The 12,620-nt window shown below is 73.3% G+C and carries 13 protein-coding genes; 6 read left to right on the top strand and 7 right to left on the bottom strand.

What is annotated here, in order from left to right; all coding sequences use genetic code 11:
* The first annotated feature begins 192 nt into the window (after window positions 1-192).
* A complete protein-coding gene (locus ACRRSS_RS07625) occupies window positions 193-624 on the top strand; it encodes a VOC family protein (protein ID WP_435970464.1) in 432 nt (143 codons plus the stop codon).
* Here the strand turns inward: ACRRSS_RS07625 and ACRRSS_RS07620 are convergent.
* On the bottom strand, window positions 551-1,240 hold the full coding sequence (locus ACRRSS_RS07620) for a histone deacetylase (RefSeq protein WP_435970463.1): 690 nt from the start codon (window positions 1,238-1,240) through the stop codon (window positions 551-553). The two genes, ACRRSS_RS07625 and ACRRSS_RS07620, sit on opposite strands and share 74 nt — an antisense overlap.
* Window positions 1,241-1,469: 229 nt before the next feature.
* Window positions 1,470-2,831 (bottom strand): glutamine synthetase family protein, encoded by a 1,362-nt coding sequence (locus ACRRSS_RS07615; RefSeq protein WP_093876415.1) that lies wholly within the window; start codon window positions 2,829-2,831, stop codon window positions 1,470-1,472.
* Window positions 2,832-3,135: 304 nt separating this feature from the next.
* Here ACRRSS_RS07615 and ACRRSS_RS07610 point away from each other — a divergent pair, with 304 nt between their 5' ends.
* From ACRRSS_RS07610 to ACRRSS_RS07595, 4 genes are all read left to right on the top strand, one after another.
* On the top strand, window positions 3,136-3,546 hold the full coding sequence (locus ACRRSS_RS07610) for a hypothetical protein (protein WP_435970462.1): 411 nt from the start codon (window positions 3,136-3,138) through the stop codon (window positions 3,544-3,546).
* 73 nt (window positions 3,547-3,619) lie between these two features.
* Window positions 3,620-4,267, top strand: coding sequence for a DUF3105 domain-containing protein (locus ACRRSS_RS07605; protein WP_435970461.1), 648 nt, complete (start codon window positions 3,620-3,622; stop codon window positions 4,265-4,267).
* A 128-nt stretch (window positions 4,268-4,395) separates the two neighbouring features.
* Window positions 4,396-4,980 carry a DUF305 domain-containing protein gene (locus ACRRSS_RS07600; protein WP_435975273.1) on the top strand — a complete coding sequence of 195 codons (585 nt, stop codon included), beginning with the start codon at window positions 4,396-4,398 and terminating at the stop codon, window positions 4,978-4,980.
* 155 nt (window positions 4,981-5,135) lie between these two features.
* Entirely contained in the window at window positions 5,136-5,555 is a 420-nt protein-coding gene (locus ACRRSS_RS07595; RefSeq protein ID WP_435970460.1) for a CBS domain-containing protein, read from the top strand.
* Here ACRRSS_RS07595 and ACRRSS_RS07590 read toward each other — a convergent pair.
* Both ACRRSS_RS07590 and ACRRSS_RS07585 read right to left on the bottom strand, forming a co-directional pair.
* Complete coding sequence (locus ACRRSS_RS07590; protein ID WP_435970459.1) at window positions 5,540-6,364, bottom strand: alpha/beta fold hydrolase; 825 nt, start codon at window positions 6,362-6,364, stop codon at window positions 5,540-5,542. The genes ACRRSS_RS07595 and ACRRSS_RS07590 overlap by 16 nt on opposite strands.
* Window positions 6,361-7,047 carry a DUF998 domain-containing protein gene (locus ACRRSS_RS07585; protein WP_435970458.1) on the bottom strand — a complete coding sequence of 229 codons (687 nt, stop codon included), beginning with the start codon at window positions 7,045-7,047 and terminating at the stop codon, window positions 6,361-6,363. Before ACRRSS_RS07585 ends, ACRRSS_RS07590 begins: the two co-directional genes overlap by 4 nt.
* 465 nt (window positions 7,048-7,512) lie before the next feature.
* Here ACRRSS_RS07585 and ACRRSS_RS07580 point away from each other — a divergent pair, with 465 nt between their 5' ends.
* On the top strand, window positions 7,513-9,273 hold the full coding sequence (locus ACRRSS_RS07580) for an NAD+ synthase (RefSeq protein ID WP_435970457.1): 1,761 nt from the start codon (window positions 7,513-7,515) through the stop codon (window positions 9,271-9,273).
* Here the strand turns inward: ACRRSS_RS07580 and ACRRSS_RS07575 are convergent.
* The 3 genes from ACRRSS_RS07575 to ACRRSS_RS07565 all read right to left on the bottom strand — a co-directional run bounded on the left by ACRRSS_RS07575 (window position 9,239) and on the right by ACRRSS_RS07565 (window position 12,612).
* Complete coding sequence (locus ACRRSS_RS07575) at window positions 9,239-10,486, bottom strand: MFS transporter (RefSeq protein WP_435970456.1); 1,248 nt, start codon at window positions 10,484-10,486, stop codon at window positions 9,239-9,241. The two genes, ACRRSS_RS07580 and ACRRSS_RS07575, sit on opposite strands and share 35 nt — an antisense overlap.
* A 150-nt stretch (window positions 10,487-10,636) precedes the next feature.
* A complete protein-coding gene (locus ACRRSS_RS07570; protein WP_435975272.1) occupies window positions 10,637-11,659 on the bottom strand; it encodes an endonuclease/exonuclease/phosphatase family protein in 1,023 nt (340 codons plus the stop codon).
* A 314-nt stretch (window positions 11,660-11,973) separates the two neighbouring features.
* Window positions 11,974-12,612: a TetR/AcrR family transcriptional regulator gene (locus ACRRSS_RS07565; protein WP_435970455.1), complete on the bottom strand. Its 639-nt coding sequence runs from the start codon at window positions 12,610-12,612 to the stop codon at window positions 11,974-11,976.
* Between the last annotated feature and the right edge of the window lie 8 nt (window positions 12,613-12,620).

Below are 12,620 nucleotides of genomic sequence, written 5' to 3'. Positions count from 1 at the left end.
GGAACATCAGGGGAACATTCCCGCCTCTGCGCCCCGCCCGGCGCCGCACCCGGGAGGATGCGACGACGATTTTCCGTCAGGTCCGGGGCCGGGCCGGGCCGAGGTGCGCGCCGCGCCCCGGTGCGCCACGGTGGCAGGGTCGGGCCCCGGGACGTCCGGGGAACCCGGGACCGGAAAGAGGAGAAGGAACCCATGAACTGGACACTGGAAGTCGTCCCGGTCCCCGTCACGGACCTGGACCGGTCGAAGGAGTTCTACGGCGAGAAGTGCGGCTTCACGATCGACCTGGACGACGAGGTGGCGCCGGGCGTGCGCGTCATCCAGGCCACCCCGCCGGGCTCGCGCTGCTCGATCGCCCTGCTGAGCGGCATGCCGCCGATGCCGGGCACGAAGGAGATGGCACCGGGGACGCTCCAGGGCCTCCAGCTCTGCGTCACGGACATCGAGGCCGGGCGGGCGGAGCTGCTCGCCCGGGGCGTCGACGTCTCCCCGGTCCGGCACGTGGGCGCGGCGGGCTGGGAGGAGGGCAAGGGCGGCACCTGGAACTCCTTCATGACCTTCGAGGACCCGGACGGAAACGGCTGGCTGGTCCAGGAGGCCCCGTCGGAGCTGTCGGAACGCTGAGGGCGGCCACGTCCTCCGGCGTCCAGTGCCCGGCCGCGCCCGGACGGGACGCCAGATAGGCGGCGACCTCGGCGGGCCGCCACGCCCCGGTCCCGCCGAGCCCGGCCGCCAGGTGCCGCAGATAGGCCGCGGAGGGCCGGCGGAGCGCGTCCGCCGGCGGCATCGGCCAGGACGCGGTGAAGGTGAGTACGGGCAGGCCGTCGAGGTCCCCCGGGCAGACGAGGGTCTCGTACCGTCCGGGACCGAGGACGCACCGGCCGGTGGCGAGGACCTCGGCCAGGTCGAGGTCGGCGCCGGGCGCGCGGTACATCTCCTGGGCGGCGATGTCGGAGAACTGCCCGACGGTCAGCAGATGGGCGACGCCCCACGCGCTGCCGTCCACCCCCGGGTCGTAGAACGCCCGGCCCCCGGTCCACACGGCCGACTCGGTCGCGAAGTACACCTGCCCGGCCAGCTCGACGGCGACGGAGCGCTCGGGCGCCCGCGGATCGCGGCAGCCGGGGAACTCCCGCGCGCCCCCGGGCGGACGGCCTCCGGCGAGGTAGCCACGGAGGCGCTCGGCATGCGTGTTGGAGCCGTAGGCGGCGTACCAGACGCGGGGACGGTGTTCCGGCATGAACCCGACGCTAGCGCCGACGGACCGTCCCGCCTGGAACCGGCCGAAGAACCGCCGGAGTTTCCCGCCCGCCTCAACGCACGACACACCGGCGGCCTCCCCTCCCCGGTGTTCCCGAGTCCGGCGCCCCCGGGCGACGGGACGACTCGGGGCCGACGGTTCACGGCCGTCGGCCCCGGGGGCAGGTGACGGGCTCCGCCCGCTCCTGGCCGCTGCCAGCTGCCAGCTGCTACAGCACCGGCAGGTTCTTCCGCAGCTCGAACGCGGTGACCTCGGAGCGGTATTCCTCCCACTCCTGCTTCTTGTTGCGGAGGAAGAAGTCGAAGACGTGCTCGCCGAGGGTCTCCGCGACCAGCTCGCTCTTCTCCATCAGGGCGATCGCCTCGCCCAGGTTCTGCGGGAGCGGTTCGATGCCCATCGCCCGGCGCTCCGAGTCGGAGAGGGCCCACACGTCGTCGTCGGCGCCGGCCGGGAGTTCGTAGCCCTCCTCGATGCCCTTGAGGCCGGCGGCGAGGAGGACCGCGTACGTCAGGTACGGGTTGGCGCCCGAGTCGATGGAGCGGACCTCGACGCGGGAGGAGCCCGTCTTGCCCGGCTTGTACATGGGGACGCGGATGAGGGCGGAGCGGTTGTTGTGGCCCCAGCAGATGTACGAGGGGGCCTCGCCGCCCGAGCCTGCCGTGCGGGACGAGCCGCCCCAGATGCGCTTGTACGAGTTGACCCACTGGTTGGTGACGGCCGAGATCTCGCCCGCGTGCTTCAGCAGGCCCGCGATGAAGGAGCGGCCGACCTTCGAGAGCTGGTACTCCGCGCCGGACTCGTAGAACGCGTTCCGGTCGCCCTCGAAGAGCGACAGGTGGGTGTGCATGCCCGAGCCCGGGTAGTCCGAGAACGGCTTCGGCATGAAGGTGGCCTGCACGCCCTGTTCGAGCGCGACCTGCTTCATGACCAGGCGGAAGGTCATGATGTTGTCGGCCGTGGAGAGCGCGTCGGCGTAGCGGAGGTCGATCTCCTGCTGGCCCGGCGCGCCCTCGTGGTGGCTGAACTCCACCGAGATGCCCATCGATTCGAGCATGGTGATCGCCTGGCGGCGGAAGTCCATGCCCACGTTCTGCGGGGTGTGGTCGAAGTAGCCCGAGTTGTCCGCCGGGGTCGGGCGGGTGCCGTCGAGCGGCTTGTCCTTCAGGAGGAAGAACTCGATCTCGGGGTGCGTGTAGAAGGTGAAGCCCAGGTCCGAGGTCTTGGCCAGCGCCCGCTTCAGGACGTAGCGCGGGTCAGCGAAGGACGGCGACCCGTCGGGCATCAGGATGTCGCAGAACATCCGCGCCGTGCCCGGGGCCTCGGCGCGCCACGGCAGGATCTGGAAGGTGCCCGGATCCGGCTTGGCGATCATGTCCGACTCGTATACACGGGCGAAGCCCTCGATCGCGGAGCCGTCGAACCCGATGCCCTCGTCGAAGGCCTGCTCAAGCTCGGCGGGCGCCACGGCCACCGACTTGAGGAAGCCGAGCACGTCGGTGAACCACAGACGTACGAAGCGGATGTCGCGCTCCTCGAGCGTCCGGAGCACGAATTCCTGCTGCTTGTCCATTTCCACACCCATCCTCGCTGGTCAGGCCGCCTGCTCCCACCGCCTCGGGCAACATCGGGGGGCACCTGAGCATCCCACCACATGGTTTCGCGCACGTTGCACACCCATACTGCCTGCTCGGGTGTGACGCAGGTAACGGGGGAGGGGTCGCGTCCGGGTTCCGGATCGCGCTCGTTCGCCCCCGCGACGCCCGCCTTTCGGTACCGAGTGGTACCCCGTTCGGCCCACAGGCGGCCCGCGCACACTACGATCTGCGCCCATGGGGGCCCCACGGCTCGTACGTCCGTCCCGGCACGCGCGTCCCATGGCACTGGTGAGTGCCGTGGCGACGCTCCTCGCCGCGCTCTTCTTCTGTCTGGGCGCCGGACCCGAAGGCCATCACGAGGAGGCCGCGCCGCGGCCGGACACCGGGACCGCCACCACCGCCCCGGACACCCGGGCGGCCACCACCGCCTCCCTCGCGACGACCGGATCCGCCGCCGTCGCAGCCGGGTCCCCCGCCGTCGAGTACGTCTGTCCGTACGACCGCGGCGGCTGTTCCCTCTTCCCCTCCCTCTCCCCCGCGGTGCTCAGCGCGCCCCCGCTCGACCCGCCGCTGCAGACGGCGGACGGCCTGCCGCGCCTCGACCCGCCGTCCGGTGACGGCCTGGTGCGCCGTCCCGGCGCCCGGCCGCGCGCGCCGGACCTGCACGTCCTTCAAGTTCTTCGGACATAGCGGCGGCGGGCGTCCCGCCCCCGCACGTCCCACCGCGAACTCCACCCCACCCCTGAAGAAGGACGACATCACCATGGCCGCCAACCGCTCCTCCAACGCCGACCGCCGCGCCCGAATAGAGGAGATGCGCCGCGCCGAGCAGGCCCGCGAGCGCCGCAACCGCCTCCTCACCATCGGTGTCTCCACCGTGGTCGTGCTGGGGCTCGTCGGCTTCGGCAGCTTCGTGCTGATGAAGAAGTCCGACGAGCAGGACAAGAAGGACGCCGCCGCGAAGGCCCCCATCACCGCCGAGAAGACCTGGGACGCCGAGAAGCTCGGCCGCAACCACGTCGAGACGGCCGTGAAGTACGAGATGAAGCCGCCGGTCGGCGGCGACCACCACCCGGTCTGGATGAACTGCGACGGCGTGGTCTACAAGAAGGCCGTCTCCGAGGTGAACGCCGTGCACTCCCTGGAGCACGGGGCCGTCTGGGTGACGTACAACAAGAAGGCCGCCGCCGACGACGTGAAGAAGCTGGAGGAGAAGGTCGGCAAGACGAAGTACACGCTGATGAGCCCGGTGGACGACCAGGCCGGCGCCCTCATGCTCTCCGCCTGGGGCAAGCAGGTCACCGTGGACAGCGCGAGCGACCCCCGGATCGACGCCTTCTTCACCAAGTACGTCCAGGGCCCGCAGACCCCCGAGCCCGGCGCCGCCTGCTCCGGCGGAATCGGCCAGTGAGCCGGGGCAGCGGCAGCCGGGGCGACGGGGACATCGGGGAGCACCACCCCGGGGACGACGTCCCGGCGGCCCCGCCCCGGCGGCCGAACCGGACGCAGTGGGCGGCGGTCACCGCCGTCGCGCTCGCCCTGCTCTTCGCCGGGGGCGCGGTGACCGTCGCCTCCGCCGAGCGCGAGGAGGCACCGCGTACGCCCGTCTCCCTCTCCGCGGACGCGGGTTTCGCCCGGGACATGTCCGTGCACCACCAGCAGGCCGTCGAGATGTCGTTCATCGTCCGGGACCGCACCCGGGACGAGGAGGTGCGCCGTCTCGCGTACGACATCGCCAACACCCAGGCCAACCAGCGGGGCATGATGCTCGGCTGGCTCGACCTGTGGGGACTGCCCAAGGTCGAGTCCGGCGTCGAGCCGATGACCTGGATGGGGATGGGCGGCTCCGGCGACACCGGCCCGCTCGACGGCGCCCTCATGCCCGGCATGGCGACCAACGCGCGGATGGACGAGTTGCGCGAGGCGAGCGGCCGCGAGGCCGAGATCCTGTACCTGAAGCTCATGACCGAGCACCACAGGGGCGGGGTCCACATGGCCGAGGGCTGTGTCCGGAGGTGCTCGGTGGACGTCGAGCGCGGTCTCGCGCAGGGCATGGTCGACGCGCAGAAGTCCGAGATGCTGCTGATGGCCGACATGCTGCGGAAGCGCGGCGTCACCGCCTGAGCGACCGGGGCGGGACCGGCTCGGCCCCCGTGACCCTCCGCGGTCACGGGGGCCCTGTCGTACGCCGACAAGTCGCGGTGCCCGGGTCGGACGCCGACAATGGATGGGGCTCGGGGACCCACGCGTGACCGCGTCCGACGAAAGGTACGCACCCCATGACCACGGCGAAGGACATCATGCACCCCGGGGCCCGGTGGATCCCGGCACACGAGACGCTCGACCGCGCCGCGCAGCTGATGCGCGACATGAACGTGGGCGCGCTGCCCATCGCCGACGAGAACGAACGGCTCTGCGGCATCCTCACCGACCGCGACATCGTGGTCGGCTGTGTGGCGATGGGCCACGACCCGGCCAGGATCACCTGTGGCGAGATGGCCAAGGGCACTCCGCGCTGGGTCGAGTCGGGCGCCGACGTCGGCGCCGTCCTTGAGGAGATGCAGAGTCACCAGATCCGGCGTCTCCCCGTCATCGAGGACAAGCGGCTCGTCGGCATGATCAGCGAGGCGGATCTGGCCCAGCACCTGTCGGACGAGCAGATGCAGGCGTTCTGCGCGAGCGTCTACGCCGCTTCCTGACCCGCGCGCAGCACCGCACGGGCCACCGCGTCCGGGCGGTCCAGCATGACCAGATGGCCCGACGGCACGGCCGCCTCGTAGGAGGCGCCGAGCCGCCGGGCCAGCGCGCGTTGGCGCCGCTCCCAGCGCGCGGAGCCGTCGGGGGCGGCGAGGACGGTGACCGGGAGGCCCGGCGGGAGCGGGTGCGCGGCGCGCAGGTCGAGGAGTTCGGCGGCGACGGCTCCGTAGCGGGCGTTCTCCAGGAGGGCGCCGCGCAGGACGCGTGAGGTCCGGTAGACGCGGCGGACGAGGGCGGCGGGGGCCGGGTCGTGGCGCACGGCCGCACGGCGGACCGCCGGTCCCAGGGCGGCCGGGACTCCGGCCGCGGAGAGGACGGCGGCGGCGACGCGCGCGGTCCCCGAGTACGTGCGCGCGAGGGTACGGGGGCGCTCCTCCACCGAGGAGTCGACGAGCACCAGGTGGGCGGTCCGGTCGGGGTGGAGCCGGGCGAAGGCCTCGGCGTGGAAGCCGGCGATCGAGTGCCCGACGACGGTGACGGGCCCGGGGGGCGTGGCGGGCCCGGGGAGCGCGTCGAGGAGGGCCGCGATCCGGTGGGCCTCGCCGGTGGCGGTGGTCGGCGCGGCGGCGGGTGCGGAGAGGCCGTGTCCCGGGCGGTCGAAGCGGACGACCGTGCGGTGCGGGGTGAGGAGCGGGACGACCCGTTCCCAGTCGAACCAGCTCAGGCCGAGGCCCGCGCTCAGGACGCAGACCGGGCCCGAGCCCTGGACGAGGACGTGGTGGGCCACGCCCCCGATCCGTACGAAGGTCATCGTTCCTCCTCCGCGGTGGCGAGGGAGTACGCGAGGACCGCGAGCCACACCGCCACCAGGAGCACCTGGAGCCGCTGGCCCGCGCCGAGCGCCCAGATGCCCTTCCCGGCCTCGAAGGCGGCGATGGCGGCGAGGGTCCAGACGGTGGCGGCGAGCTCCAGGGCGACGAGGGCGGGTCCGGTACGGGCGAGGGGGCGTGGGCGGCCGTAGCGGCGGGCGGCCACGGTGAGGGCGACCAGGGCGACGAGGGCGCCGGTCATGGCGAGACCGGAGCTGACGGCATGGGCCGTATGGGTGGCGGGCACGAGGCCTGCGGTCTCGCGCGCGGCGCACTCGGGGTCGGCGGTCGGGGCGCAGCTGAGCGGGAGGCGCGAGTCGACGGCGGTGGCGGCCCCGAAGGCGGCGAGCGCGATCCAGCCCCCGAACGCCCAGGGCTCGCGGGAGGGACGGGCGCCCGTCCCCACCAGCCCCGTGACCGCCCCCGCGAGGACCAGGACGCCCGCCAGCAGGTCCGTGGCGCGGAAGAGGCCGCCCAGCGGCTGGTCGGCCGCGGCGAGTTCGGAGACGTACGTCCGGACCGGGTCGAGCCCGGTCCGGACGAGGACTTCGAGGACCCACGCCGTGTACGCGAGCGCGCCGAGGGCCAGCAGGGCGGCGGAGGCGCGTGTCACGTTTCCCGGCATGGTGGGAGTGACGCTACGGCGTGCCGGAGGGTCACCGGTGGTCGGGGTGGATCCAGCCGGGTGTTGTCGGGCTTCCGCGGCGCGGGCGGCGGGCGGGGGTGCCGTCGGCCTGTCGGAGCAGGGAGACGGGCAGCTCGCCGGGGTCGACGGCCCTCCTCCCGGGAGAGCGGCAGCAGGCCCTCGGCGGGCCCGGCGAGCGAGGTGAGCGTGGAGCCGAGGGCGGCGGGGACCAGCATGACGCCGACGGCCCGGGTCATCCAGTCCGGCGGTCCGTTCCGACTCCGCCGGATCGTCCGTGGTCGTCATGGGGCCATGATCAGCGGGGCGGGACCGCCCCGCACGTCGGGCGGTGCCGGGTCGGCGGCCCCGGCGCCGGGCGCCCGGCCCGGCGCCGTACGACCTCCCCGACTCGACTCGGAGCCGAATCCGAGGACATAGCGTCGGTCTGACGATTACACTGGGCGGGTGCCTCAACTACGCCTCGCCCTGAATCAGATCGACTCGACCGTCGGAGACATCGCCGGGAACGCCGAGGCGATCGTGCACTGGACCCGGCACGCCGCCGGACAGGGCGCGCATCTCGTCGCGTTCCCCGAGATGGCGCTGACCGGATACCCCGTCGAGGACCTCGCCCTGCGTTCCTCCTTCGTCGAGGCGTCCCGGGACGCGCTGCGCGGTCTCGCCCGCCGGCTCGTGGACGAGGGCTGCGGGGAGGTGCCGGTCGTCGTCGGCTATCTGGACCGTTCCGAGCGGCCGGAGCCCGGGCTCGGCCGCCCCGCCGGTTCTCCCGAGAACGCCGCCGCCGTCCTGTACCGCGGCGAGGTGGTGCTGCGCTTCGCCAAGCACCACCTCCCCAACTACGGCGTCTTCGACGAGTACCGCTACTTCGTGCGGGGCGACACCCTGCCGGTCGTCCGGGTCCACGGGGTCGACGTGGCCCTGGCGATCTGCGAGGACCTGTGGCAGGAGGGCGGCCGGGTCCCGGCGGCGCGCAGCGCGCGGGCGGGGCTCCTCCTGTCGGTCAACGCCTCGCCCTACGAGCGGGACAAGGACGACACCCGGCTCGACCTGGTCCGCAAGCGGGCCCAGGAGGCGGGATGCGTCACCGCGTACCTGGCGATGACGGGCGGTCAGGACGAGCTGGTCTTCGACGGGGACTCGATCGTGGTGGACGCGGCCGGTGAGGTGATCGCCCGCGCCCCTCAGTTCGTCGAGGGCAGCGTGCTCCTCGACCTGGAGCTGCCGGCGGCCGAGGCCGACGCTCCCGAGGGCGTCGTCGACGACGGGCTGCGGATCGACCGCGTGGTGCTCTCGGCGGAGCCGCTGCCGCCGTACGAGCCGGAGCTGACGGGTGGGTACGCGCACCGGCTCGACGACGACGAGGAGGTGTACTCGGCGCTCGTCATCGGGGTCCGCGCGTATGTCGCGAAGAACGGTTTCCGCTCGGTGCTCGTCGGTCTCTCCGGCGGCATCGACTCGGCGCTCGTCGCCGCCATCGCCTGCGACGCGCTCGGCGCGGACCACGTCTACGGGGTGTCGATGCCCTCGAAGTACTCCTCCGACCACTCGCGCGGCGACGCGGCCGAGCTGGCCCGCCGCACCGGGCTGCACTACCGCACGGTGTCGATCGAGCCGATGTTCGACGCGTACATGGGCTCCCTGGGCCTCACCGGCCTCGCCGAGGAGAACCTCCAGTCGCGGCTGCGCGGCACCACGCTCATGGCGCTCTCCAACCAGGAGGGCCACCTCGTCCTCGCGCCGGGCAACAAGTCCGAGCTGGCGGTCGGGTACTCGACGCTGTACGGCGACTCCGTCGGCGCCTTCGGGCCCATCAAGGACGTGTACAAGTCGACCGTGTTCCGTCTCGCGCGCTGGCGGAACCGGGCGGCCGAGGAGCGGGGGCAGACCCCGCCGATCCCGGAGAGCTCGATCACCAAGCCGCCCAGCGCCGAGCTGCGCCCCGGCCAGGTCGACACCGACTCGCTGCCGGACTACGAGGTCCTCGACGCGGTCCTCGCCCTGTACGTGGACCAGGACCGGGGACGGGACGCGATCGTGGCCGCCGGGTTCGACGAGGAGCTGGTCACGCGGACGCTGCGGATGGTGGACGCCGCGGAGTACAAGCGGCGCCAGTACCCGCCGGGCACCAAGATCTCGGCGAAGGGCTTCGGCAAGGACCGGCGCCTGCCGATCACGAACCGCTGGCGGGAGTCCCCGGCCGGCTGACGGCCGGTCCGGCCGCCTCCGCCTTGAGGGGGCTTCCCGCGACCACGCGGGAGGCCCCCTCCCCCGTACCTCCGTCGCGGTCGAGCAGACCCGCCACGGCCGCGATCGCCAGACCGACCGCCGTGAGGCCGGCGCCGACGAGGGCCGGCGAGGTCCACCCCCAGCCGGCGGCGACCGCCGCGCCGCCCGCCCAGGCACCGCCCGCGTTGGCGAGGTTGAAGGCGGAGTGGTTGGAGGCGGAGGCGAGCGTGGGGGCGTCCTTGGCCTTCCTCATGACCAGCATCTGGAGCGGGGTGGTGGTCATGAAGCCGACCGCGCCGAGCACCACCACCGTGACCAGGGCGAGCCAGGGCACGTGGACGGTGAAGCGGAAGGCCACCAGGGCGAGGACGAGGGCGGCGAGCGATCCGTACAGGGTCGGCCGGAGCGCCCGGTCGGTCAGCGGGCCCGCGGCGAGCGCGCCGCCGGTCATCCCGAGGCCGAAGAGGGCGAGGACGATCGTGACGGTGGAGTCGCCGAAGCCCATCACCTCGGTCGTCATCGAGGCGAGGTAGGAGTAGACGGCGAAGACGCCGGCGAAGCCGAAGACCGCGGTGAGCAGGCCGAGGAGCACCTGCGGGCGGCGCAGCGCGCGCACCTCGTGGGCCATGCCCTGCCGCCCGCCCGCGGGGACCCGCGGGACGAGGCGGGCGAGCGCGGCCATGGCGACCAGGCCGATCACGGAGACGACGAGGAAGGTGGCCCGCCAGCCGAGGTGCTGGCCGAGCAGGGTCGCGGCCGGTACGCCGAGGATGTTGGCGACGGTGAGGCCGAGGAACATCGTGGCCACCGCCCGGGCCTGCCGGTCCTCGCGGACGAGGCGGGCGGCGACGACTGCGCCGAGGCCGAAGAAGGCGCCGTGCGGGAGCCCGGCGAGGACCCGGCCGGCGATCAGCCAGCCGAAGCCGGGGGCGAGCGCGGAGGCGAGGTTGCCGACGGTGAAGAGGGCCATGAGCAGAAGCAGCATCCGCTTGCGCGGGATGCGGGAGCCCAGGGCGGTGAGCAGCGGGGCGCCGACGACGACCCCGATCGCGTACGCCGAGACGAGGTACCCGGCGGTGGGGACGGAGGTGCCGAGGTCGTCGGCGACCTGCGGGAGCAGGCCCATCATCACGAATTCGGTGGTGCCGATGCCGAAGGCGGAGACGGCGAGCGCGAGCAGCGCCAGGGGCATGGGGAGGGCCTTTCCAGAAGATAGTTCTTCGACGGAACAAAGGCTCTCAGATGTTTTCTTCCCGACGGCTTCCGGGGGATGAAGGGGAGGTTTCACCGGCGCGCCGGTCCGGTCGGGCACCCCGGATCGGGCGCCGGACCGGTCCCGCCGTCAGAGCTGCACGCGGGCCGCGACCGGGAGGTGGTCGCTCCGCGTCTCCGGGAGCGCCCAGGACGACATGGGCTCGACGCCCTTGACCATGATCTGGTCGATCCGGGCCATCGGGAACGAGGCCGGCCAGCTGAAGCCGAAGCCGTCGCCGGCCGCGCCCTGGGTGGAGCGGAGCTGCGAGGTGACGGCGTTGAGCGCGCGGTCGTTCATGGTGCCGTTGAGGTCGCCGAGGAGGACGACCCGCTCGTGCCGGTCGGCGGAGATGGCCTCGCCGAGGGCGTTCGCGCTGATGTCGCGCTGGTTGGCGGTGAAGCCGGCGTTGAGCTTGACCCGGACGGACGGCAGGTGGGCGACGTACACGGCGACCTCGCCCTTCGGCGTGACGACGTTGGCCCGCATCGCGCGGGTCCAGCCCATCCGGATGTCGACGGGCTGCGCGGCGCGCAGGGGCAGCTTGCTCCACAGCCCGACCGTGCCCTGGACGGAGTGGTACGGGTACTTCTCCGCCAGGCCCTCCTCGTACGCCGGGACCACGTCGCCCTTCAGCTCCTCCAGGGCCAGGACGTCGGCGCCGGACGCGGCGAGCTGGCGGGCCGTGCCCGCGGGGTCCGGGTTGTCGGCGTTCACGTTGTGGGTGGCGATGGTCAGGTCGCCGCCCGCGGCCGACTTGTCGGCGATGAGCCCGCCGAAGACGTTCAGCCACACCACGGCCGGCACCAGCAGGGCGATCAGCGCGGTGGCGGAGCGCCGGACCAGGGCGAGGACGAGCAGGAGCGGCACGAAGAGGCCGAGCCAGGGCAGGAAGGTCTCGGTCAGGCTGCCCAGGTTGCCGATCCGGTTGGGGATGTCGGAGTGGAAGACCATCAGCAGGGTGAGGGCCACCGCGCACAGCGCGAGGATGATGCCCCGGCGCCAGATCCCGCGGTCGCCGCGGAGCCGGTCGAGGGCGGCCCCGAAACGGGATCCGGAACGGTCGTTCCCGGAGCGGTCGTCCTCCGGGCCGTCGTACTCGGTCTCCGTCATGTCCACCCGCGCCATCGCACTGTCCTCACTGCTGCCTTGCTGCCTTGCTCCGTGACCCGACGTCGACACTAGGCGATGAGGGGTCCGCCGTACTCCCCCAGGGACGACACGGCACACGTGGCGGGTTCCGGTGGGGGGACCCGCTGTGACAGAACGCGCACATTCGTACGGGTCGGCCCGGGTACGGGGCGGGCGTGCGGGCGGCTCCGGGGCGACGGCCGGGGTGCGGGCGGGCGGCGTACGGCTCCGGGGCGGCCGCCGGGGTGCGGGCCCGGTGCGGGCGGCGTGCGGTGCGGACGGCCGCCGGGCGCGGGTCAGGTGCGGGGGCGCAGGCCCTCCAGGACGGCGTCGACCACCCGCTCGGCGAGACCGGGCTCCAGGGTCGCGCCGGGGCGGATGACGGTGCGCAGCAGCAGGGGGCCGGTGAGGAGGTCGTTGACGAACTCGACGTCGAGGTCGTCGCGCAGCTCCCCCTGCTCCATCCCGCGCCGCACCGCGTCCAGGCCGAGGCGGCGGCGGGGCTCGATGACGGTGTGGTGGTAGGCGTCCCACAGCCTGGGATACGCCTGCATCTGCGCGAACACGTTGTGGAGCAGGGCGGAACTCCGCTTGGCGAGTCCACGTTGCCGCAGCGATTCCAGGAGCGCGACGAGGTCCGCCCGGGCCGAGGTGCCGGGCAGGACCGGGTCCGGCGGCTCCACCGAGCGCAGGAGGTCGACGAAGAGCTCCTCCTTGCCGGCCCAGCGGCGGTAGATGGTGGCCTTGCCGACCCCGGCGGTGCGGGCGATCCGCTCGATGGACAGCTCGGCCAGCGGAACGCCCTCGTCGAGGAGGCCGACGACCGCGTCGAAGACGGCCTGCTCGACCCCTTCGCTCCGCGGCCGCCCCCGCCGGGCCCCGGGCCGCGGCGGGTCGTCGTGGGGTTCCGGGGTTCCGCCGTCCTGCACCGACACGTGCGCTC

The sequence above is a fragment of the Streptomyces sp. Qhu_M48 genome (assembly GCF_051305195.1).
Taxonomy (GTDB): domain Bacteria; phylum Actinomycetota; class Actinomycetes; order Streptomycetales; family Streptomycetaceae; genus Streptomyces.
This window is presented reverse-complemented; position numbering and strand designations above follow the sequence as displayed.